Below are 23,118 nucleotides of genomic sequence, written 5' to 3' on the forward strand. Positions count from 1 at the left end.
GGCAGTAAGACTCCCACCTCAAAATTTGGTGAATACGAGGAAGGTAGTGGGGAGACAACTGCCCGTAAGAGCCCGATTGATGAGGGCTAATAATTAGTGGGGGATGGACAAAACCCCCCACTAATTAAAGTTTCACTTTATCGTTTTACAAGCGTTAACGAAAAAACATAATAGAACGTGAAAATAGCTCGCCTTTATTATAGGCGAGCTATTTTTTATGCTTCTTTTTTCTCATCATTTGTTTTTTCAGTAGCTAAATGACTATGTTTTCTAGAGTAGAAGAAGTAGACGCATAAACCGACTATAAGCCAGACTGCAAAGCTGATCCATGTCGTTTTAGACAAATTAAGCATTAAATATAAACAACAAATAATAGCGACAACTGGTAGTGCAGGTACGAGTGGTGTACGAAAGCCTCGTTTTAAATCAGGATGAGTTTTCCGTAAAATAAGTACAGCAAAGCAAACGAATGTGAAGGCTGTTAACGTACCGATGTTTACTAAATTTGCTAGTAAATGTAGGTCTAAAAGTCCTGCTAATAAAGCGGAAACAACGCCAGTAATCCATGTGTTTAGTAAAGGGATTTTTACTTTTTTATTTACGCGTGATAACGCTTTTGGAAGTAAGCCGTCTCGGCTCATTGCATAAGAAACACGAACTTGTCCATACATAACGACCAAAAGAACGGTTGTCATTCCTGTCATCGCACCAACTGCAAGTAGCCCCGCAATAGTATCTTCACCAACGAAATGCAGTGCAAATGCAACTGGATCAGAAACATCTAATTGCGTATAAGGAACCATACCTGTTAAAACGAAAGATACGATCATGTATAAAACTGTACAAATAAGAAGAGAACCGATAATGCCAATTGGTAAATCACGCTGCGGTTTTTTCGTTTCTTCTGCCGCAGTTGCGATTGCATCAAAACCTAAAAAGGCGAAGAAGACAGTGGCAGCTCCCGTAATAATACCGTCGTACCCGAATGGAATGAACGGTGTCCAATTTTCAGGCTTTACATATTTTGCGCCTGCTACGATAAAGGCGATAATAACTGCTAATTTGATAAGGACCATAATATTATTAATGCGTGCGCTTTCGCGTATACCAAAACTTAAAAGACCAGTAATGAGAAGTAAAATACAAACAGCCGGTAAATCAATGAGACCACCTTTTCCTGTTCCGGGGGCCGAGGAAATAATGGCGGGAAGGTGTATATTGAACCCTTGAAGCAATGATTGTAAATATCCAGACCAGCCAACAGCTACCGCTGCAACTGCGAGTAAATATTCGAGCATTAAACACCAACCAACGATGAAGGCGACAACTTCTCCTACGGTCATGTATGCATAAGTATAAACACTTCCTGAGACTGGTATAGAAGAAGCGAATTCGGCATAACAAAAAGCTACACAAGCACAAGTAAATGCAGCAATAAGGAATGATAGCATAATACCAGGACCAGAATGTTTTGCTGCTACAATACCTGTTAATACAAAAATCCCTGTCCCAATTACGGCGCCGATTCCTAAAAACGTTAAATCGAGTGCCGTTAATGTTCTATCTAGCTGCCGTGGTGATTCAGTACTAAGCGCTTTTTTTCGTAATAATGACTTCACTTTGGACTCTCCCCCCGTTTTTACATTTCCATAACTGCGAATAGTGTGAAGCCATTGGAAAAGAGTACGTAAGTGAATGTAGGTACAGTTATGGTATGTAGTTTTTTGAAATTTCTGGATTAATTTTATTATAATTCAGAATATTTTGTCAAATAAAACTTTAACAAATAAAATGCCAGTTGTAAGGAGAAACTATGTGCAGAAATAGATGCAGGTTAACAAAAAGATTTACTTTATATAGTAGGAGAAGATGCTATGTTATTTTATTTTGAACTTGTCGTCATTTTACTTTGTACGAAATTAGCTGGTGATATTAGCGTTAGGCTCGGTCAGCCTTCTGTACTGGGTAAATTAATTGTTGGTATTATTATCGGTCCTGCGGTGCTAGGTATTATTAATAGTTCAGAACTTATTGATGAGCTTAGTGAAATTGGTGTTTTGCTACTTATGTTTATGGCGGGACTCGAAACAGATTTAGAAGAGTTAAATCGGAATTTAAAATCATCATTTGCAGTAGCGGCTGGTGGAATTATTTTTCCTTTCATTGGTGGTTATGTGGCAGGGTTGTTGTTTGGATTAATGCAATCTCATGCAATTTTTATAGGGTTATTACTTTGCGCAACATCGGTTAGTATTACAGTGCAAACGTTACGTGATTTAGGGAAGATGAATACGAGAGAAAGTACTACGATTTTAGGTGCTGCCGTATTTGATGATGTAATTGTCGTTATTTTATTAGCGTTTGTTATGAGCTTTTTAGGAACGCAAGATGTGAATATAACACTGGTTATCGCAAAGAAACTTATTTTCTTTGTAAGTATTGTTTTTATCGCATGGAAAGTTGTTCCGTGGATTATGAAAATGCTCGTCCCGCTTCGCGTGTCGGAAGCGTTAATTAGTGCGGCTCTTATTATTTGTTTTTCATTTGCTTATTACAGTGAGCAAATGGGGATCGCCGGTATTATTGGGGCATTTGCAGCAGGAATTGCAATTTCTCAAACAGAGTATAAGCATGAAGTAGAACATAAAATTGAACCGATTGCTTATGCGATATTTGTACCAGTGTTCTTCGTAAGTATCGGAATGGAAATTACATTTCAAGGTATCGGAAGTCAACTTTGGTTCATTATCATTATGACGCTCATTGCAATATTCACAAAGTTAATTGGATCAGGTTTAGGAGCAAGATTAACAGGGTTTAATTTACAATCTTCTATTAGTATTGGTGCAGGGATGGTGTCGCGCGGAGAAGTAGCACTTATTATCGCAGCAAATGGATTAACTGCGAATTTATTAGCGAAAGAAAATTTCACAGCTATTGTCATTGTTGTTATATTGACAACGATTATTACGCCGCCACTTTTGAAGAAGTACTTTGTATAGAAAGGGCTTATCTGATGTAGGTAAGCTCTTTTTTTTATCGCAAAAAAGCAATGGTTATGTAGCATGAACAGGTTGTAATTATGGTAAAATCTACGTATATGCTAGGGTAAGGAGAGAAATAGATGAAGATTACGAGGGGAAAAGTTATAGGTGTAGTTATACTTCTTTTACTTTGCATACCATTTATTGTAGGAAAAGAATCAAAAGTGAAAGGTTTTCCGGTTTCTATTTTTTCTTCCTATGTGGAAGGGGATAATCCGAAAGAACATAAGTACACCGCATTTTTACCTGACTTCGCAATTTGGATAGACGGATGGGAAAAACAGAGATCTGAAGGTGAAATAACTGCATATAAAAAAGGGAATCGAACTGTAATTGTTCATCATCCTCCTGGTGATGATGGCTATTATCTCCATGAAGAAGAATATGCGAAATAAAAAGTAGCTGTAAGAAGTGGAGGTTAAATGGTGAAAGCTTCAACATTACTATTTAAAATTGAAAATAATATGGATCAATTTTCACCAGCTGAAAAGAAGGTTGCCATGTACATAATGGAGAACGCAGAGATTGTTCCAAATTTAACGACAAAAGAAGTGTCTACAAATGCGGGATCGAGTGAGGCGAGTGTTGTACGTTTTTGTAAAACAATCGGTATTGGAAGCTTTAAAGCATTTAAGATAGCGCTCGTTCGTGAATTAACAATTGTTGATTATAATATTAACGATTTTTCAGTGATGAATACAGAAGATGGACCGTACGATTTGTTTAATAAAGTTACATATGTGAATAAAGCTGCAATTGAGGCGAGTGTTACTGCGATAGATAAGAAGGAACTTGAGAAAGCTGCAGATAGTATTGTAAATGCTAATAAGATCATATTTTATGGTGTAGGTGGATCAGCTACACCGGCGATGGACGGAGCTTATAAATTTACTAGGCTTGGATTTACTGCAATGATGCTATCCGATTTTCATATGATGTTGCCACTCGTAACAAATTTAAAAGAGGGAGATATATTTGTGGCGATTTCAACTTCTGGGCGGACGAAAGATGTGCTTGAAATGGCGCAATATGCGAAAAGACAAGGTGCTACAGTTATTGCGATTACGAAGCTAGATCAATCATCTCCTCTATATAAAGCGGCAGACATTCGCCTTTGTATGCCGGATGTAGAGCAAGATCATCGCATTGCAAGTATTGCTTCACGAATGACGCAACTGAATATGATTGATGCTTTATACGTTATTACTTTTAACCGTATTGGCAATAATGTGATAGATCAATTTATGGAGACGAGAGAAGAAGCTCTGCGGTTACGGAAGTTAAAGTAAAAAGATGGGGCAACCCATCTTTTTTGTGTGGCTGGACATAAATTTGTCATGAAAAGAAATGAAATTTCATAAAATAAGAAAGTAATATTGATTTTAAATTTCTGGAATTTATAACAAAAGTATGAAATTAAATTTCAAAGAAGGTGACAACATGTTAGAAAATTTATCTACAGAACATCGTAATGAGAAGACGATGAATTTAGATGAGATGAGCATAAAAGAAGTTTTACAAAGTATGAATCAAGAAGATCGAACTGTTGCGTTAGCAGTTGAAAATGAAATAGAAGAAATTGAAAAGGTTGTACAGATTGTTATTAAGTCTTTTGAAGAAGATGGACGATTAATTTATATTGGTGCTGGTACGAGTGGTCGTTTAGGCATTTTAGACGCAGTGGAGTGCCCACCGACATTCGGTACAGATGACAAAATGGTGCAGGGATTTATAGCAGGTGGATTGAAAGCGTTTACCAAAGCGGTAGAAGGTGCTGAAGATCGTGAAGAGTTAGCAGAAGAAGATTTAAAAAGTATTGGATTAAACGAGAAAGATACGGTGATTGGAATTGCAGCAAGTGGTAGAACGCCTTATGTAATTGGGGGATTGAAATACGCAAATAGTGTGGGAGCGAGTACAGCTAGTATTTCCTGTAATAAAAATGCTGTGATAAGTAAATATGCAAAACTAAATGTGGAAGTGGAGACAGGCGCAGAAATATTAACAGGCTCAACACGATTGAAGGCTGGCACAGCGCAAAAGTTAGTACTGAATATGATTTCTACAGCGTCTATGATTGGTGTAGGGAAAGTATATAAAAACTTAATGGTAGATGTTCAATCTACAAATGAAAAATTGGTAGAACGCTCAAAACGAATTATTGTGGAAGCGACCGGCGCTAGTTATGAAGTAGCTACAGAGTATTATGAAAGAGCAGATCGAAATGTGAAAGCTGCAATCGTTATGATATTACTACAGTGTGAATATGGGGAAGCACTAGAAAAATTAAAAGGTGCGAAAGGATTTGTGAAGAAGGCACTTTAAACTCTGGGGAGGGGGATTCTGTTATGAAGAAAGAAGATATAATGGCGAGTAGGATTACGGAGCAACTTGGGGGAGTAAAAAATGTTCGTGGCATTGCTCATTGTATGACGAGGTTACGATTAACGCTTCATGATGAAAGTAAAGTGAACATGGACCTTTTGAAAAAGGTTGAAGGCGTTATGGGTGTGATTGAAGATGAAACACTTCAAGTTGTCGTTGGTCCAGGAACGGTAAATAAAGTAGCGGCTGAAATGGAAGTTTTAACAGGACTCAGAATTGGTGAAGTGGCAGATCATCACCTTGAAGATCTCGGCCGGGAGATAAAGTCAGATATGAAGAAGAAAAATAATACACCAGTGAAAAACTTTTTAAGAAAAATAGGAAGTATTTTCATTCCGTTAATACCTGGTCTTGTCGCATCAGGAATTATAAACGGGGTTGCTAACTTTGCGAAAAATGCAGGTGCTGACCCGAATGCAACATGGCTACAAATGTTACTTTTAATTGGCGGCGGTATCTTTACATTCTTAGGCATTTTAGTCGGCTGGAATACAGCGAAAGAATTTGGCGGGACACCAGTTCTTGGGGCAATTGCAGGTATTTTAATTTTCAACCCAGCGATGGCGAATGTAAAACTATTCGGTGAAGCGCTCGTACCCGGACGGGGCGGATTATTTGCAGTTATTTTTGCAGCATGGCTTATGGTTGTAGTTGAAAGACAAGTTCGAAAAGCAGTGCCAAATGCAGTTGATATTATCGTGACACCACTCATTACTGTATTAGTGGTAAGTATAGTAACGATGTTAGCAATTCAACCAGTTGCAGGTTTCTTATCTGAAGGAATTACAAGCGGAATTAATGCTATCTTAAATATTGGCGGAGCATTTGCCGGAGCTGTACTTGCCGGAACATTTTTACCTCTCGTTATGGTCGGATTGCATCACGGTTTAACACCGATTCATATGGAATTTATTAATCAAACGCACGTAACGCCTTTATTACCAGTATTGGCAATGGCAGGTGCTGGGCAAGTAGGAGCAGCGATTGCGATTTATGTAAAAACAAAAAATAAACGACTTCGTAATGTGATTAAAGGTGGATTGCCAGTTGGATTTTTAGGAATTGGCGAACCGTTATTATATGGGGTTACATTACCACTTGGGAAACCATTTATTACTGCTTGTTTAGGAGCGGCTGTCGGTGGTGCATTCCAGGCAGTAATGAAAACGGCTTCACTCGGAATCGGTGTATCAGGATTATCTTTAATTCCGTTAATTGCTGATAATAAATATTTATTATATTTCTTAGGGTTAGTGATTGCATATACTTTCGGATTTATCTTTACGTACTTCTTCGGCTTTAAAGAAGAAATGGCAGAAAACATATAGAGAAAGGGATTCCTTTCTCTTTTTTTATATTAGTAGAAGGAGAGATTTATATGTTAGGAGTTTCAATTTATCTTTCAAAAGAGCGAGTAGAGAAACAAGAAGCATGGGTAAAACTAGCGAAAGAAAACGGATTTTCATCTATTTTTACATCTCTTCACATTCCAGAAGATGATCCGAATACGTATCAGGAGTTAATTCAAATACTTGGGAAACGAGCTCTCGAAAATGAAATGGAATTAATGGTTGATGTCTCTCCAAAATCGTTAAACCATTTAGGAATAACATATGAAAATGTGGAAGAATTATTGGAGTGGGGCATTACTGGTTTAAGAATGGACTACGGCATTGCGCCAAAAGAAATCGCACGCGTATCTCATAAGATGAAAGTGGCTTTAAATGCGAGTACGATTACAGAATCATTTTGGAAAGAGTTACTTGCAGAAAATATACAAGTAGAGAATGTAGAAGCATGGCATAATTTTTATCCGCGTCCAGAAACAGGACTAGCAAAGTCATTTTTACAAAAACAAAATAAGTATTTACATGATTGCGGAATAAAAACGATGGCATTTATTCCGGGAGATGGTGAAAAACGAGGTCCTTTATATGGAGGTTTACCAACGTTAGAAAAGCACCGCAATACGCGGCCACTTGAAGCGTATTTAGAACTTGTTCAAGAGTGTGACGTCGATAAAGTGCTGATTGGAGACATAAGCACGAGTCTAGAAAGTGTACAAGAAATCGCGATGGCGAGTAATGGGATTATTCCGCTGCGATATGAGCCATTTACAAATGAAATGGAAGTATTGAAAGTGGTAGAGAAAGTGCATACGAATCGGCTTGATCCAGCTCGTGATGCCATTCGTTCTGTAGAATCGCGCGAAGAAAATAAAGCTGTATTACAGCCGATGAATACAATTTCAAGAAAACGAGGCAGTATTACAATTGATAATGAATTGTACGGTAGATATGCTGGCGAAATGCAAATTGTTATAAATGATTTGCCTGAAGATAGGAAAGTAAATGTTGTTGGAATGGTGATGGAAGAAGATAGTTCTTTATTGTCTTGTGTTCGTGCTGGGGAAAAATTTAAACTTTTTTCTAAGGAATAGAGTGAGAGCTTGAATTAACGCTATTTTGTAAAAAAACATTATCCGCAAAAGGGATAATGTTTTTTGTATTCTTTTAAAAAAGTATTTGACGAATGAAAAAAAATACCGTATTGTTTTGTCTTGTGAATAAATGTTCACCATAACAAAACAAATAAGGAGAGTTCAGAATGAATCAATATATTGGTAATTTAATTATTCGTATCGTGTTAGGAGTTACGTTTTTTGCACACGGTTTAGCAAAGTTTCAATCAGGTATCGATAACGTAGCAGGATGGTTTACAAGCATCGGCTTACCAGGTGGTCTTGCATACGGCGTAGCAACAGTTGAATTAGTAGGTGGTATATTATTAATCATCGGTTTAGGTGTACGATATGTAGGATTGTTATTCGCTCTTATTTTAGCTGGAGCTATCGTAAAGGTAAATGGAGCAGCAGGCTTATTAGGAGATGGAAAGAATCCGGGATATGAATTAGATCTTGCATTATTGTCAATGGGTGCGTATTTATTCGTTGTAAAAGCAGAAGGATATGTAGATCGTTTCTTAAAAGAGAAAGTAATGAAAACGAAGTAAATCTCATTTTTTAAGTGTTGACTTGGCGACTTAGTGTAACTATAATAATTACACTAAGTCAATTAGTAATAAAATGATTCGTATATTTTTTTATTATAGTTGTAACTAAAATAGTTACAACTATAATAAAGCTTAAAGAATAAAGGAATATAAAAGAGTAAATAAAAAGTGGAGGAAATAACATGTCAAAATTACATTTAGAGGTTTTTACAGGATCTGAGCAAGCATTTCAAGTTACATCCACAATTGTATACGGAGAAAAAGATGCAATTCTTATCGATGCACAATTTTTATTAAGTGATGCACATCGTTTAGCAGCTCAAATTATTGAAACAGGAAAGAATTTAGCTCATATTTATGTAACTCATTTCCATCCAGATCATTATTTTGGATTAAATGTATTACATGAAGCATTTCCAAAAGCGAAAATTGTAGCGTTGCGAAATACAGTAGAAGATATTCGCAATACGTTTGAAAAGAAAGTGGAACAATGGAAACCATCTATTGGGCATAATGTTCCTCATCAACCAATTGTTCCAGAAGTGTTAGAGGGAGATAAGCTTACGTTAGAGGGAAATGACTTAATCATTAAAGGTGGTCTACAAGGTGATACACCTAATAATAGTTACGTATGGATTCCGTCATTAAAAGCAGTAGTTACAGGAGATATCGTGTATAACAATACTTTCGCATGGACGTTAGAAACAGATGCTGAAGCTCGTCATAAATGGTTAGAAACATTAAGTGAAATTGAAAATCTTCATCCTGAAATTGTTGTAGCTGGACATCGTGATTATGACGTACCAAATACAGCAGATGCGATTAAGCATACTCGTAAATATTTAGTAGCATTTGATGAAGTTCTTGCAGGAAATCCTTCAAGTGAAGAAATTCAAACGGCAATAAAGGAACGATTCCCGCACGTTAAAGCGTTAGAAATTGGACTTGTTTTAGCGGCAAACGCATTTGGGGTGAAAAAATAATGGTACAAAAAACAAATTTAGAAATTGTTCGAAGCACATATGAAGGACCATCTTCTTCAAATGCAAAACATTTAGCGGAAGCCCTCTCTGAAAAAGTAGAATGGACAGAGGCAGAAGGTTTCCCATACGGCGGAACGTATATAGGTACAGAAGCTATAATGGAAAATGTATTTAGTCGTTTAGGATCAGAATGGGATAATTATAAAGCGAGTGTAAATACGTACCATGAAGTAAACGGAAAAGATGTAATCATTGCTGAAGGTATGTATTCTGGAGTTTATAAAGAAACGGGAAAATCATTTGAAGCAGAATTCGTTCATATATGGCAGCTTGAAAATGGAAAAATCGTAAAATTCAAGCAATATGTGGATAGTTATATTGTGCGAGCAGCGATGAAGGTTTAAAATGAAATAAGGAAACAAATGGAATCGGCTGTGCGCAGGCGATTCTATTTGTTTATGTGATTATTAGGGGAATGGGGAATACATAATATGAAAAAATGGATTATAGGGACAATTACAATGATTGTAATTGCGATAGGAGCTGTATTCGGTGTTACTAAACTGCTTAATTATATAGAAGAAGAGGAGAAGAGTCTTAAAGCACAAAATGTAATGGGGCAACAAGGGAAGAAAGCAAAGGAAGAGAAGCAACAAGCTAGTGAAGATGAAATTATTTCTACAATGCATAGGATGGTACATCAAAAAGTGAAATCCTCTGAAAAATGGGGATTTATTGAAATGACAAATAAGGAAATTCGTAGTGCGAAGAACGCAGTAGAAAGCAGTACGAATTTTAAACATAAATCAAAGCTACTTTCTACTTTGGAGCGTTGGGAGAAAGGAGACTTTTCACAAACGGTTGAGGAGCATAACTTTTTGTGGGAAATTCAAGGTGGTGATACCGGAAAGGCAACAGAACGCTTATCGCCAGAAGAAGAAAAACAGTATGTGAAAGAAATGAAAGGTAAATAAAAACATCGCCACTCTGGTGGCGATGTTTTTTCATTAAGAATGCTTTCGCACTAAAGTTCTAGTTGGCTGAGAAGCAGCGGTTTTAAAATGAGAAAATAAATAACATCCTGTCACGACGATAATTGTCCCGGAAATTTGAATCCATGTTAGTTCTTCTCCAAGGAAAATAAATGCTAAAATAGCTGTGAAAATTGGATTGAAATTTAGAAAAATACCCGATGTAGTAGCTCCTAATTTCTGTACACCAATGTTCCAAAATACCATACAAAGGACCGTTGAAACGAGTCCTGTATATAAAAGTGATGTTATGAAGGAAGAATTAATATTGGAAACAGTGAAGTTGCCTATGTTAAATGGAAGCAATAAAATGACGCCGAAAATACCAGAATATAACGTCGCCATTAGCGGTGTAACTGTTTTTGTCGCCCATTTACTGCAAACAGAGTAAATACCCCAGATACATACTGCCGCCATCATCCATAAATCTCCGCTATTAAAATGTAGTGAAAATAAAAGTGCGAAATTTCCTTTTAAAAGGACGAGCATAACCCCGAAAAATGAAAGAATCATAGAAAGCATTTGAAGTGTATTTACTTTTTCTTTTAGAAATAGCACAGAAAATAATGCAATCGAAATAGCGTTCAATGTAGAAATAAGACCTACATTCGTTGCGGATGTTTTTTCTAGTGCTAAAAATTGAAAAATGTTAAAAAGAACGACTCCTGAAATTCCCATAAGTATTAACGGAAGTATTGCAGAGCGTGGTGGAATGATTTTCTTCTCTTTAAACCATACCATTGGTAATAAACAAATGATCGCAATTATCCATCTTAAACTTGTCAGTGTCGTCGGAGATGCATGATCGACGAGTGATTTCCCAACGACGAAATTTCCTCCCCATAATAAGCTTGTTAATAATAGTAAAAAGACATAAAAATAAGGCATGCTAAAAACCCCTTTGTTGAAATAAGAATGAACTGTAAATAATTTTAGCATTTTTCTTTATTGTCTAATATATTCTTTTGTATAATGGTAAAAATCCGATAAAATATTTCGTTAAAAATCTCATTTACAGAAAAATATTCAGTTTTATATAAGTTGTGAGATGTTTCTTCGAATAATCGTCGGTAAGAAAAAAGGAGGAATTTTGATGGAGTCATCTGTTATTAAAGTGCTTGATGATTTGGATGTGCAAATTTTAGATATATTGCAGAAAGAGTCACAAGTAAGTAATGCAGAATTAGCACGCCGCGTTAATTTATCACCAGCTGCTATGCATGCAAGAATAAAAAGATTAGACGGGGAAGGATTCATTGATAAGCAAGTAGCAATTTTAAATCAAGAAAAGCTTGGATTTGATTTATTATGTTTCATTTTTATGAGCACGAATATTCATCAATCAGATAAGCTGGAAGTGTTGGAAAAAGAATTAGAAGCGATGCCGGAAGTGTTAGAATGTCACTGTTTAACAGGAGAGTATGATTATTTATTAAAGGTTGCAAATCGTGATCGTAAAGAACTGGAGCAGTTTATCAGAAAGTTGAACAAGCTTGGTATTACAAGGATACAGACGAGTTTAGCACTTCGTGAAATTAAATATTCGACGGTATTGCCGATACGAAATGAGGAACCGAGCATCGATTAAGTTGCTTGGTTTTTTGTTTATATAAAATTCAGAAAAGTGATTGACGGAGAGAAAAGAGAGATGTATTATTATATGGAATTATGAATTAAAATTCAACTAATGTTATAAATATTAACACTGGGGGCAAGGGGATATAATATGAAAATCTTTAATGCGGTTACAAGTGATGTGAAAGAAATTTATAATCTCATTGAAATGTATGCAAAAGAAGGAGTTGTTTTGCCGTGTGCTCTTTTGTCTCTCTATCAATATTTACAATGTTTATATGTTATGAAAGAAGGAGAGGAAGTCGTTGGAGTTGCTGGCTTACATGTGTTAGGAGAGGATCTTGCAGAAGTACGATCGTTAGTAGTTTCGCATACATATGCAGGAAAAGGGATAGGGCGTAAGTTAGTGAATCATGTAATGAATGAGGCGGCAAAGATAAAAGTGAACAGGGTAATTTCTTTAACATATGAAACGGAATTTTTTCAAAAGTGCGGGTTTGATTTTGTGAATAGAGAAGCATTACCAGAAAAAGTGTGGATTGATTGTAGACATTGTCCAAAAGTTGATTATTGTGATGAGGTGGCGATGATACGGTATGTTGGGTGAAATTTTTAGAGAGAAAAAAGGCCCACTATTATTTAAGAAATAGTGGGTATCTATATTTTAGTCAGAAATGAGATGTTGTTAAGAATTTGAATTCGTTTGTCTTACTGTAAAATTATAAAGCGGATCTCTAAGCTCAAAGTTATACGTAGAACCATCGACAAGTCCTACAACTTTATCGTTATCATAAAGGTCAAGCATAAATTGTGCCATTTGTTTTGCAGTATGAAATTTCGGTACAACACCATCATATTGGAACTCATCAATATTAAATGAACGTTTCGCAAATTCTGTTTCAGTTGCAGCAGGAGCTAAAACTTTTGCTTGTAGTTTTGCACCTTGTTCTTTCAGTTCGTGAGATAGTCCTTCTGTAAATGCACTTACATAAAATTTCGTAGCACAGTACGTAACAGCATTAGCCACAATCGTGTATCCACCGCCCGATGAAACGTTAATAAGCTGTGTTCCATCAACCATTGAATAATCTCGAACGAAAAGGGAAGATAGTATTGTTAGTGCTTCTATATTTACATGCAACATCGTTTCTATCTTGTTTAAATTTTGTTCAGCAATTGAGGCGAAATTACCAAAACCGGCGTTGTTAATCCACGTTTCAATTTGAAAACTTTGTAGACTTTCATAAAATTTATAAACTTCTTCAGTGACGGATAAATCGGTTTTTCGAATGATAACATCTAAGTCCGGATTCATTTCGTTAATTTTCAATTTTAATTCTTCTAATTTTGCTTGTCTTCGAGCTACAAGTATTAAGTTTTTTCCGCGAGATGCAAAGGCTAAAGCGGATTCATAGCCAATTCCTGAACTAGCACCAGTAATAACAGTATATTTCATATAAGAGCCTCCTAAATTCAAATTAATTTATCCCGCATTAACGGGCAGTAAAACTTCCACCTCAAAATTTGGCTGGAGCAAAGACGGTAGGTGGGAGATTAACTGCCCGTAAACCCCCACTGATTATAGTTTCACTTTATTATGGTTAGATTGTATTTGTTAGAGTATACTCTAAGTCAAATGTTTTTTTATTATTTGGAGGCAGTAAAATGTATGAGAGTAAATGGCGTGCGGAGGGAGTATGATTATGTACACAATTAGCGAGGTAGCTAAATTATTAGGAGTGAGCACACATACATTACGTTATTATGAAAAGGAGAATATATTAATTGCAAATCGCGATGCAAATGGGAATAGATTGTATGCAGAGTCACATATAAAGTGGTTGCAGTTTGTAATGAAGTTAAAACAAACACAAATGCCGATAGCGAAAATAAGAGAATACGCTAGATTATATACAGAAGGAGAGCACACAACCGAAGCTCGTTTACAACTTTTAGAAGATCATAAAAAATCTATTCAAACTCAAAGAGAAAACTTAGTAATTACAGAGAAGATGCTTGAAAATAAAATTATTGCATACAAAGACTCGTTGGAAAGTAAATAGCGTACAAAATATTTCGTTCTTTGTTGCATGTTGAAAAGGGAGTACAGGTCTTTGTTTTGGAATTTATCTATGAGTATTTTATTATAATGTGCCGATAAATTAAAAAAGAGCAGTTAGCTAAAAGCAACTGCTCGATTCAAAGGGATCTCCAAGGGGGGAATGGAGAAAATATTTTGTTACTACCATTATTGACAGATTATTAAGAAATATACACGTGGATTTAAGAAATCTAAAATATTTTTTTGTTAAGAGAATCCGGGTGTTGACACTTTATCAATTGGTCATGTAGAATATTTATGAATGACATTCAGTCATTTTTTTTATGTGAAAGGGTGTAGATAAGCAACTTTTATATGTAGTTAGCTTAATGACGGAACAAATATAAGGATAAATGAGGATGATATTGGCTTTTTAAATCGTAGTTAGCGTGAGATTATATTTTTTTAATCAAAAATGACTGATGGTCAGTCATTTTATAATAGAAGGTGAGAGATATGAAAAATAAAGCTTGGTTATATGTCATATTAACATGTATTTTTGAAGTCTTTTGGGTGTTTGGTTTTAATACAGCTCATACTTGGTGGCATTGGGTCATTATTGTAGGAGTTATCGCTGTTGATTTTTACTTCCTTTCTAAAGCGTGTGAACATCTTGCGACAGGGACAGTATATGCGGTGTTTGCTGGGGCTGGTACTGTAGGAACTTTCTTAATGGATGTTTTTCTTTTTGGCGGCAGTTTCAGTGTAGGAAAACTATTCTTTATCGTGATGGTCGTAGCGGGCGTTATCGGTTTAAAATTGGCTGATAATAAAGAAGAAACTGTGGAAAAAACTATGGAAGGAGCTGCTTAAAAATGGGTTGGATTTTCGTATTTTGTGCTGCAATTAGTGAAATAGTCGGTGTGATAGGCCTTAAGATGTATAGTAAAGATAAGACGTTAGCAAATGGAGCGATTTATATAGGTGGATTTGCAACTTCCTTCGCATTTTTATACACATCTTTCTTGTTCTTACAAGTAAGTGTGGCTTATGCGGTTTGGATTGGCATTGGAACAGCAGGCGCAGTTTTATTAAATATGTTTCTGTTTGGTGAATCGAAAAGTAAGGCACGTTTGATTAGTGTAGCTCTTATCGTATGTGGAGTTACGGGATTAAAGGCTCTTTCATAAGAAAATGATATGAAAGTTGAATCTCCTAACGATTTGTTGGGAGATTTTTATTATGAAAAGTGCACTATAATTGACAGTACAGCTAGTTATTTTATAAAATGAGTGACAGTCATTCAATACGCGTGTGAAAGGGTTTAGATGATGAATAAAAAAGAAAAAATTGTCTATGCAGCTATTGAAGTATTTCAGGAAAAGGGCGTTGAAAAAACGAAGATTTCTGATATCGTGAAATTGGCTGGCATTGCGCAAGGAACGTTCTATTTATATTTTCCTTCTAAGTTATCTGTTATGCCTGCAATAGCAGAAGTGATGGTTGAGAAGATGATACTTGCAGTGAAAGAAAAAGTACAGAACGATGCACCTTTTTCAAGTAAAGTTGAGCAAGTAATAGATGCAGTGTTTAACTTTATAGCTGAATATCGTGAAATACAAGCATTAATGTATGCGGGCCTAGCATCTACTGAACATATAAAAGAATGGGAAGCTGTATATGAGCCTCTTTATATATGGCTAAGTGAATTTTTAAGTGAGGCAAAAGAATCAGGTGAAATTCGCGATTCGGTTCACTCAGAAAGAACAGCAAAGTTATTTATCGCTCTTGTTGAATCAGCAGCGGAACAAGTTTATTTATATGATCATAAAGATGATGAGCAAGTCGAGCTACAAAAGGCAGAAGTACTAGATTTTTTAACACATGCACTACATATAAAGTGAAACTTTAATCAGTAGGAGGGTTCATCCCCACTGATTATTAGTTGAACCAATCGGGCATTTAAGGGCAGTTATCTCCCACCTAACTTCCTCGCATTCGCTGAATTTTGAGGTGGGAGTCTTACTGCCCGTTAATGCGGGATAAAGAAATAGTAAGGTGAACCTGTCTGAAAAGGTAGGTTCATTTCTGCGGGAAACTGAATGATAGTCATTCACCCTGTATTTATGTATGTGTGGAAGGGTAGAGTGAAATTCTAATGAGTAGGGGCATCTTCACTCATTATTAGCCCACAAATAGCAGGATAAAGAAAAAGTTTCTTGGGTATTATTTTTGAGAGGAACTTACGGGAAGAGGTGTTAAAAATTGAAGAAACCGATAAAAGAACAAAAGATGGTATTGATCATTCTTTTGAGTAATATATTTATCGCTTTTTTAGGGATTGGATTAATCATTCCGGTTATGCCATCCTTTATGAATGATATGAATTTAACAGGAAAAACGATGGGCTATCTCGTTGCAGTATTTGCAATGGCTCAGCTTATTACTTCACCTATTACGGGTCGTTGGGTCGATCTTTACGGTAGGAAGAAAATGATAATCATTGGATTATTTATTTTTGGTGTTTCAGAGCTTCTTTTTGGATTAGGAAAAGATGTGTGGATGCTTTATGCAGCGAGGGTGTTAGGCGGGATTAGTGCTGCGTTTATTATGCCGGGTGTTACGGCATATGTTGCTGATATTACCTCTATTCAGGAACGTCCAAAAGCGATGGGATATCTTTCAGCCGCTATTAGTACTGGATTTATTATAGGACCTGGAATTGGTGGGTTTATTGCAGAATATGGTATACGTGTACCATTCTTTGTCGCAGCCATTATTGCCTTTATAGCATGCGTTATGTCTATATTTATTTTGAAAGAGCCGTTAACGAAAGAGGAGCTTGCAGAGATTTCTGTTAATACGAAAGACTCAAGTTTTATCGGGGATTTAAAGAAATCTTTAAATCCAATGTATGCAATTGCATTTATTATTGTATTTGTACTCGCTTTCGGTTTATCGGCATATGAAACTGTGTTTAGCCTGTTCTCTGATCATAAATTTGGCTTCACACCGAAAGATATTGCTGCAATTATTACGATTAGCTCAATCTTTGGGGTAGTTGTGCAAGTATTTATGTTTGGTAAATTGGTCGACATATTCGGCGAAAAAGTGTTAATTCAAATATGTTTAATTGTAGGCGCAGTGTTAGCATTTGTTTCAACTATAGTCTTTAATTATTGGATTGTACTTCTTGTTACTTGTTTTATTTTCCTAGCATTCGATTTACTCCGTCCAGCTTTAACGACGTTTTTATCAAAAGCGGCTGGGAAAGAGCAAGGATTTGTTGCTGGAATGAACTCAACTTATACGAGCTTAGGGAATATTGTAGGGCCAGCGATGGGCGGAATATTATTTGATGTAAATATTAATTATCCATATGCTTTCTCAGGAGTTGTTTTAATAGTTGGTCTCGGCATTACATTTATGTGGAGAGAGAAGCAGCTGGCTGAAAGTTTTGCGAAGTAATTTAGTGAGTAATGAAAAACCCCTTACCATTGTAAGGGGTTTTTGTTTTATCAAGCTATTTGCGGGCTAATAATCATTGGGGGATGGACAAAACCCCCAATGATTAAAGTTTCACTTTACAAACTTAATCCAAATCGCTTTAATTCAATAAATATCCCCTCTAATTGCTTTCCTTTATCCGTTAAGGTGTACTCTACACGAGGCGGAACTTCTGGATACACTTTTCTCGTTATTATGCCTTGTGTTTCTAATTCTTTTAGTCGAAGTGATAATGTTTTCGGACTAATCCCGTCCATTGATTTTTGTAAATCACTAAAACGTAATGTGCCTTCGATAAGAAGGTCGCGAATGATTAAAAATGTCCATTTTGTACTAATTACGTCAAGAGTTTTAGCGATAGGACATGGGATGCCAGGTAAACCTTTCGTTAATATAACTGGATCTATATTGGTCATGGAAATAGCCTCCATAAAAATTTTTTGAATGAATTTGCTTTATCGTATCACAAAACTATCTTTTCGGTAACTATATGAAAAAAATATCACTACTTCCATAAAGGAAGTTAATGCATATACAATAGCAATACGAAATACAAAGGGTTTGCAGCAGGAGGAGGTGATTTCCATAGGTATGAAAAGGTTATTTGCGTTACTTAGTTTTTTTGTCATTTGTATTGTGCTTGTAGCGTGTAGTGGGGAGGAAAAAACTGAAATCCAATTATTGAAGGAAATGCCGAAGCCAAAAACAATGACAATCGATCCTTCACTAAGCAAAAAAGAAGCGACAGAAATGGTTCATGCAGCCCAGCGCTTTTATGCATTTTGGGATACAGGTAGGGAGGAACTTATTCCGCAAACGGTTACTGAAAATTTTTTCGATAATACACTGCCGAAAGGTCGACCACAAGGCACTGAAGGATTAAAGCTTGCAGCACAAAACTTTCGTAAAGTAGTTCCAGACATACATTGTGAAGTTGAAGATTTATTAGTGGTTAGTGATAAAGTAACAGCTCGTCTTTCTTTTACAGGAACTCATAATGGTAAAAACATTCGTTTTTTTGCAATTGATATTTTGCATGTGAAAGACGGAAAGATAACGGAAGATTGGCATTTAGAAGATAATATTACGCTGAAACAGCAACTTGGATTAATAGCTGAAGAGTAAAATAAGGGAGAGAAAAGTTATGAAAAATATATTCATTATAAATGGGCATGAAAAATACGGTTCAAAGGAAGGACGATTAAATAAAACGTTAGTTGATTATATGGTAACTGTATTAAGCGAAAATAATCATGTGAAAACAACAACGATTCAAGATGGATATAGTATTAAAGAAGAACAAGAGAAGTTTTTATGGGCCGATGTTGTGGTTTATCAAACACCAATTTATTGGTTTAGTGTCCCGGGATTATTTAAAACGTATATGGATGAAATATATGAATACGGCTTGTTCTTTAAAGGTGCAGATGAATACGGAACAGGTGGTTTATTAAAAGAGAAGCATTATATGTTCTCTACAACTTGGAATGCACCTGAAAAAGCATTTGGAGATAAGACGAAGTTCTTTGAAGGAGAAAGTTTAGAGTCAACGCTTAGTCATTTACATCGTGTGCAGAAGTTTCTCGGTATGAGTCCGTTAAAGAGCTTTGCGTGTTATGATGTGGTGAAAAATCCGGATATAGAGCAATACTTATTAAACTTGAAAAATCATTTGGATGAAGTAATTAAATAATAGTTTGCATCTTTGTGTGCAAGAAGGTTCCTCTTTAAAAATGTAAAAGAAGGTATTACTAAGGATGTAATACCTTCTTTTACATTCGTGAAAATTGCTTAATTCTTATTGGTTTAAAGTCTTCATAAGCGGAATTTAACCTTTTATGAAATACGTTGAAAATCTTTACTCATACAGGACTGTTTTAGTTTTTTTGATTTAATCAAATATTTAATATCAGAGATGTTATCATATGAAAGCTGAATATGATAATAGTTTATATACTCAAATAATGCAAAAACATAAACAAATAGTGCGAATGATAGCCCGATTAAAGGTAATTGAGGATACCAAATTACAAAATCAATAGTAAACATAATAAGTCCTGTGATAATCAATCCGATATTTATCTTTTTTAGCATTTTTAAATATTGAATAATCACAATAGGTGTAACAGATGTTTTCTCTTTTTTTAGTCGTTTCCACTTTACGTACCAGTAAACAGTTCCTTGTAGTAAGAGAAACTCTAAAAGAAGAAATGAGATCCAAAAAGAGTATAGGGAATATAAATATAATGTAGGATAAGCATAATTAATTAAGTAACTTGTAAAAATAAAAGTAATAACTGAAAATAATTCACCTGTATATAGATAGGAAAGCCTTTTTTCTAGGTTGCTTTTCATGGTTCTTCTCCTTTTATAAAAAACTTTGCATTTTAACGCAGGGATGGCTGTATCCATAACTTCGCAAAATTCGCCCAACCGAATGAATCAATTGTTACGTTTTTTAAAGAAGAGGGATAGGTTTTTCTTTTTAAAACGTGATAGTTAAATAAAATAATGTACTCAGTTTGTAAAAACTCTTCAATTTCATATATGAGCTCATAGCGCTTTTCTTTATGTTCTTCTAATAAAAATGTATCTAGCAAGCAATTAATTTGCTTCGCATAGTGCGGGTCCAAGAATCGATTGATAAAACAACTTTTATTTTTAAATACGTTTAAAAATGCCATTTCATGCTCGGCGGCAAAAACTTCTCCCATTAAAATAATATCGGCATGTTTATCAATAGAACGATCCGTATAATCTGAAACAAGGAATGGGTGAAGTTCTGCGTGCACTCCTAATTGTTCACAACATTCTTTTAGGAAGTCAGCGTCGTTTGCACTATCTTTAAATGCGAAGAAGTAAATATGTATCGTTTCGCCATTATAGGTGCTCTTTTTCAAATACTCTTTCGCTTTTTCTAAAGAGTAGGACCTATTAGGAGCTTGGCGGCTTCTTTCAGGAAAGAAGCTTGATGCTGTGATTGTTCGATTTCCTTCTAAATCACGGAGGATCGTTTCAACATCATATATTTCTCTCCAAGCTTTACGAAAGTAAATATCGTGATGTGGACCAGGTTTTGTAAAGTTGAAGCTAGCGTAAATACAACCTATTTCTTCTATTTGTATATTGTGTCTTTCGTTTTCCTTTTCATTTGGTAGTTCATAATCAGCATCAATTTGCACATGATCTGGAATACGCCAAAACTCAATGCGGTCTAGTAACGCACGTTCTTTAAAATAATGGGTAAAAGCTTCAAGCACGATATTATCTTCAGAGTAATGAGTAAGTTTGAAAGGCCCAGTGCCTATGTAATGATAATTTTGGATACTCGCATCATGCGGTAAAATTGCGAGTTGCATGGAACTTACATAATGTAAGAAAAATAAATTCGGTTTTGCTAAATGGAATCGTATTTGTAGTGGTGATGGTGTTTCAATTTGAACAATTTCTTCTGTTAACCATTCGAAAGGAGATTGAATTTGCTTTAATCTTTCAAATGAAAATTGCACATCTGTAGAAGTTAAAACCGTTTCATTATGAAAATGTATATCTTTTCGTAAATAGAACGTCCATGTAAGCTGGTCTTCACTTAATTCCCACGTATGAGCAATGTGCGGTTCCATTTTTTCGGTAACATCGTTATAAACGACTAATGTATCAAAAATTTGACTAGTAAGATGGCTCTCTGTTGTGACAGCCGCAAAAGCCGGATCTAGCGGCATTACTTTTCGTGATATGGGGATTTTTAATATATCGTACATATCATTTGAAGGTTCATAGCCAAAATGATGATGGAGTTTATTTTCTATCTTTTTTTGAAGTGCAAGAGGAAGGGGCTCTTTTAAAAGAAGAAAGACATCCTTTAACTTTTCTTGCACTAACAGTTCATCTGTATAGGATTCAATTGCTTCTAGGAAACTATGTGCAAATAAAATTTCCGTTTTATTCCCGCGGCCTCGCCCTGGAGTCCAGTGAATTAATTGCTCTTCGTTCATTTTCTTTAATAAAATCTTTACGTTTTTCGTACTGCAATATAAAACATCAGCTAATTCTTGTAAGCTATTTCGTATATGTTGTTGATCTTGTGCGTGTAGTCTTAGTCTAATGTAATAGTCCATAATTTTCATATATACACTTCCTTCTTTAATAAAAGGGGAAACTCTTTAGAATATTCTAACCTTTTTCTTCCTTTTTTTCAAAGTAAAATAAGTAAGCATAAGGAGGGGGAAACAATGGGGTTTTGGAGTATGCATCGAAATATAAAAATTAGAATTATAACTTCGTTTTTAACACGTACTGTGTCCACGATGATCTTTCCATTTATGGTGATTTATTTTTCAATAAAGTTAGGTAGTGCGATTGCTGGAGCTTTATTACTCATCAATGTGCTAGCTTCATTAATTATCGGTTTATATGGTGGGTATGTTGGAGATCGGCTCGGTCGTAAAAAAGTAATGATTATTGGCCAAAGTATACAAGTCGTTTCCATTGCTTGTATGGGAATTGCAAACTCAGATTATGTAGATTCACCGTGGCTAACATTTGTGTTTATGTTAGTGAATAGTTTAGGATCTGGACTTATGAATCCAGCGACGGAAGCGATGTTAATAGATGTGAGTACACCTGAAAATCGAAAAGTGATGTACAGCATTAACTACTGGGCTATTAACTTATCAATTGCGATTGGAGCAATATTTGGTGGATTACTATTTGAAAACTATAGATTGCAGCTGTTTATCGTATTAACGCTTGTTGCAGTCATTACTTTATATGTGATGGCTGTATATATGGAAGAGGTGTATGTAGCACGAAAAACGGTGGAGAAGAAAAATGTATTAAAGGATATGGCGGATAGTTATAAAGTCGTGATGAAAGATAGAGCGTTTTTAATTTTTTGCGCAGCAAGTATATGTACATTATCTTTAGAGTTTCAAATTAATAATTATTTAGGGGTACGTTTGCAGAAGGAATTTGAAACGGTGCACTTTTTATTCGGGAATGGTTTTACGTTTGATTTAACAGGTATTCGAATGCTGAGCTGGATATCAGCAGAGAATACAATTTTAGTTGTGTTATGTTCAGCGCTTCTTATTAAAATGCTGAAAAGCTTCAACGATTTGAAAATCTTATATGTAGGCTTATTTATTTACACGATTGGCTTTACGATACTCGGAACGAGCAATAGCTTATGGATTTTATTAATTGCAGGGCTTTTCCAAACGGTAGGTGAGATGATGTATGTGCCAGTACGTCAATCTATTATGGCAGATATGGTGCCAAATGAGGCAAGAGGTTCTTATATGGCGATTAATGGGATGGTCTTTCAAGTGGCAAAAATGAACGGGGCATTAGGTGTTATGCTAGGTTCATTTATTGCATCTTGGGGCATGAGCGTTCTATATTTCATCGTAGGTATGAGCAGTATTTTATTATTTATGAAGGCGATTGGGAAAGAGCAGTATGAGGGAGAGAAGGAGGTTTCTCAGATTGGATAAAACTATATAAAAAGCGAGCCAGTTATACTGGGACTCGCTTTTTAT

Annotated in this window: 26 protein-coding genes; 20 read left to right on the forward strand and 6 right to left on the reverse strand. The window is 35.5% G+C overall.

Annotated elements, in window-relative coordinates; all coding sequences use genetic code 11:
* Positions 1-215: 215 nt before the first annotated feature.
* Positions 216-1,661: a branched-chain amino acid transporter BcaP gene (locus EXW56_RS04200; RefSeq protein ID WP_215597564.1), complete on the reverse strand. Its 1,446-nt coding sequence runs from the start codon at positions 1,659-1,661 to the stop codon at positions 216-218.
* A gap of 213 nt (positions 1,662-1,874) precedes the next feature.
* On the opposite strand from EXW56_RS04200, the gene EXW56_RS04205 reads away from it, so the two are divergent.
* The 10 genes from EXW56_RS04205 to EXW56_RS04250 all read left to right on the forward strand — a co-directional run bounded on the left by EXW56_RS04205 (position 1,875) and on the right by EXW56_RS04250 (position 10,398).
* Positions 1,875-3,002: a cation:proton antiporter gene (locus EXW56_RS04205; protein WP_078179857.1), complete on the forward strand. Its 1,128-nt coding sequence runs from the start codon at positions 1,875-1,877 to the stop codon at positions 3,000-3,002.
* Positions 3,003-3,124: 122 nt separating this feature from the next.
* The gene (locus EXW56_RS04210; RefSeq protein ID WP_002201654.1) at positions 3,125-3,439 is read left to right on the forward strand and encodes a hypothetical protein; all 315 of its coding nucleotides are present in this window, start codon (positions 3,125-3,127) and stop codon (positions 3,437-3,439) included.
* A 30-nt stretch (positions 3,440-3,469) separates the two neighbouring features.
* Complete coding sequence (locus tag EXW56_RS04215) at positions 3,470-4,333, forward strand: MurR/RpiR family transcriptional regulator (RefSeq protein ID WP_033710460.1); 864 nt, start codon at positions 3,470-3,472, stop codon at positions 4,331-4,333.
* Positions 4,334-4,484: 151 nt separating this feature from the next.
* Positions 4,485-5,369, forward strand: coding sequence for an N-acetylmuramic acid 6-phosphate etherase (gene murQ / locus EXW56_RS04220; RefSeq protein ID WP_002201653.1), 885 nt, complete (start codon positions 4,485-4,487; stop codon positions 5,367-5,369).
* Between the two features lie 23 nt (positions 5,370-5,392).
* Positions 5,393-6,757 (forward strand): PTS transporter subunit EIIC, encoded by a 1,365-nt coding sequence (locus tag EXW56_RS04225; protein WP_215597204.1) that lies wholly within the window; start codon positions 5,393-5,395, stop codon positions 6,755-6,757.
* A 50-nt stretch (positions 6,758-6,807) separates the two neighbouring features.
* Positions 6,808-7,869 carry a DUF871 domain-containing protein gene (locus EXW56_RS04230; RefSeq protein ID WP_002201651.1) on the forward strand — a complete coding sequence of 354 codons (1,062 nt, stop codon included), beginning with the start codon at positions 6,808-6,810 and terminating at the stop codon, positions 7,867-7,869.
* Between the two features lie 167 nt (positions 7,870-8,036).
* Positions 8,037-8,441, forward strand: a complete 405-nt coding sequence (locus EXW56_RS04235) for a DoxX family protein (protein WP_001077751.1) — start codon at positions 8,037-8,039, stop codon at positions 8,439-8,441.
* A 182-nt stretch (positions 8,442-8,623) separates the two neighbouring features.
* Complete coding sequence (locus EXW56_RS04240) at positions 8,624-9,424, forward strand: MBL fold metallo-hydrolase (RefSeq protein WP_215558005.1); 801 nt, start codon at positions 8,624-8,626, stop codon at positions 9,422-9,424.
* Positions 9,424-9,828 carry a nuclear transport factor 2 family protein gene (locus EXW56_RS04245; protein ID WP_070127964.1) on the forward strand — a complete coding sequence of 135 codons (405 nt, stop codon included), beginning with the start codon at positions 9,424-9,426 and terminating at the stop codon, positions 9,826-9,828. Before EXW56_RS04240 ends, EXW56_RS04245 begins: the two co-directional genes overlap by 1 nt.
* 87 nt (positions 9,829-9,915) lie before the next feature.
* Positions 9,916-10,398 carry a PRK06770 family protein gene (locus tag EXW56_RS04250; RefSeq protein ID WP_002159153.1) on the forward strand — a complete coding sequence of 161 codons (483 nt, stop codon included), beginning with the start codon at positions 9,916-9,918 and terminating at the stop codon, positions 10,396-10,398.
* Positions 10,399-10,431: 33 nt separating this feature from the next.
* On the opposite strand, the gene EXW56_RS04255 is transcribed toward EXW56_RS04250, so the two are convergent.
* Entirely contained in the window at positions 10,432-11,343 is a 912-nt protein-coding gene (locus tag EXW56_RS04255) for a DMT family transporter (protein WP_002201648.1), read from the reverse strand.
* Between the two features lie 205 nt (positions 11,344-11,548).
* Here EXW56_RS04255 and EXW56_RS04260 point away from each other — a divergent pair, with 205 nt between their 5' ends.
* On the forward strand, positions 11,549-12,043 hold the full coding sequence (locus EXW56_RS04260; RefSeq protein WP_000446106.1) for an Lrp/AsnC family transcriptional regulator: 495 nt from the start codon (positions 11,549-11,551) through the stop codon (positions 12,041-12,043).
* 138 nt (positions 12,044-12,181) lie between these two features.
* On the forward strand, positions 12,182-12,637 hold the full coding sequence (locus tag EXW56_RS04265) for an N-acetyltransferase (protein WP_215597205.1): 456 nt from the start codon (positions 12,182-12,184) through the stop codon (positions 12,635-12,637).
* A gap of 78 nt (positions 12,638-12,715) precedes the next feature.
* Here EXW56_RS04265 and EXW56_RS04270 read toward each other — a convergent pair whose 3' ends face one another.
* Positions 12,716-13,486, reverse strand: coding sequence for an SDR family NAD(P)-dependent oxidoreductase (locus EXW56_RS04270; RefSeq protein ID WP_070138796.1), 771 nt, complete (start codon positions 13,484-13,486; stop codon positions 12,716-12,718).
* Positions 13,487-13,733: 247 nt separating this feature from the next.
* Here EXW56_RS04270 and EXW56_RS04275 point away from each other — a divergent pair, with 247 nt between their 5' ends.
* The 5 genes from EXW56_RS04275 (at position 13,734) to EXW56_RS04295 (ending at position 17,539) form a co-directional block, all read left to right on the forward strand.
* Entirely contained in the window at positions 13,734-14,093 is a 360-nt protein-coding gene (locus EXW56_RS04275; RefSeq protein ID WP_002201646.1) for a MerR family transcriptional regulator, read from the forward strand.
* Positions 14,094-14,587: 494 nt separating this feature from the next.
* The gene (locus EXW56_RS04280; protein WP_002201645.1) at positions 14,588-14,944 is read left to right on the forward strand and encodes a DMT family transporter; all 357 of its coding nucleotides are present in this window, start codon (positions 14,588-14,590) and stop codon (positions 14,942-14,944) included.
* A gap of 2 nt (positions 14,945-14,946) precedes the next feature.
* Complete coding sequence (locus tag EXW56_RS04285; RefSeq protein ID WP_000539702.1) at positions 14,947-15,261, forward strand: DMT family transporter; 315 nt, start codon at positions 14,947-14,949, stop codon at positions 15,259-15,261.
* A 138-nt stretch (positions 15,262-15,399) separates the two neighbouring features.
* Positions 15,400-15,975, forward strand: coding sequence for a TetR/AcrR family transcriptional regulator (locus tag EXW56_RS04290; RefSeq protein WP_002201644.1), 576 nt, complete (start codon positions 15,400-15,402; stop codon positions 15,973-15,975).
* Positions 15,976-16,336: 361 nt separating this feature from the next.
* Positions 16,337-17,539, forward strand: a complete 1,203-nt coding sequence (locus EXW56_RS04295; protein ID WP_002201643.1) for an MFS transporter — start codon at positions 16,337-16,339, stop codon at positions 17,537-17,539.
* Between the two features lie 116 nt (positions 17,540-17,655).
* Here EXW56_RS04295 and EXW56_RS04300 read toward each other — a convergent pair whose 3' ends face one another.
* Positions 17,656-17,994 carry a winged helix-turn-helix transcriptional regulator gene (locus EXW56_RS04300; protein WP_002201642.1) on the reverse strand — a complete coding sequence of 113 codons (339 nt, stop codon included), beginning with the start codon at positions 17,992-17,994 and terminating at the stop codon, positions 17,656-17,658.
* A gap of 169 nt (positions 17,995-18,163) precedes the next feature.
* On the opposite strand from EXW56_RS04300, the gene EXW56_RS04305 reads away from it, so the two are divergent.
* The gene (locus EXW56_RS04305) at positions 18,164-18,703 is read left to right on the forward strand and encodes an ester cyclase (protein ID WP_199661386.1); all 540 of its coding nucleotides are present in this window, start codon (positions 18,164-18,166) and stop codon (positions 18,701-18,703) included.
* A 19-nt stretch (positions 18,704-18,722) separates the two neighbouring features.
* A complete protein-coding gene (locus EXW56_RS04310) occupies positions 18,723-19,271 on the forward strand; it encodes an NAD(P)H-dependent oxidoreductase (protein ID WP_215597206.1) in 549 nt (182 codons plus the stop codon).
* A 143-nt stretch (positions 19,272-19,414) separates the two neighbouring features.
* On the opposite strand, the gene EXW56_RS04315 is transcribed toward EXW56_RS04310, so the two are convergent.
* Both EXW56_RS04315 and EXW56_RS04320 read right to left on the reverse strand, forming a co-directional pair.
* Complete coding sequence (locus tag EXW56_RS04315; RefSeq protein ID WP_002114891.1) at positions 19,415-19,933, reverse strand: hypothetical protein; 519 nt, start codon at positions 19,931-19,933, stop codon at positions 19,415-19,417.
* Positions 19,934-19,965: 32 nt separating this feature from the next.
* Positions 19,966-21,705, reverse strand: a complete 1,740-nt coding sequence (locus EXW56_RS04320; protein ID WP_002201638.1) for an SgrR family transcriptional regulator — start codon at positions 21,703-21,705, stop codon at positions 19,966-19,968.
* A 105-nt stretch (positions 21,706-21,810) separates the two neighbouring features.
* Between EXW56_RS04320 and EXW56_RS04325 the strand changes: the two genes are divergently transcribed.
* Complete coding sequence (locus EXW56_RS04325; protein WP_215597207.1) at positions 21,811-23,073, forward strand: MDR family MFS transporter; 1,263 nt, start codon at positions 21,811-21,813, stop codon at positions 23,071-23,073.
* Positions 23,074-23,118: the final 45 nt, after the last annotated feature.

The organism is Bacillus mycoides, assembly GCF_018742245.1.
Classification (GTDB): domain Bacteria; phylum Bacillota; class Bacilli; order Bacillales; family Bacillaceae_G; genus Bacillus_A; species Bacillus_A cereus_U.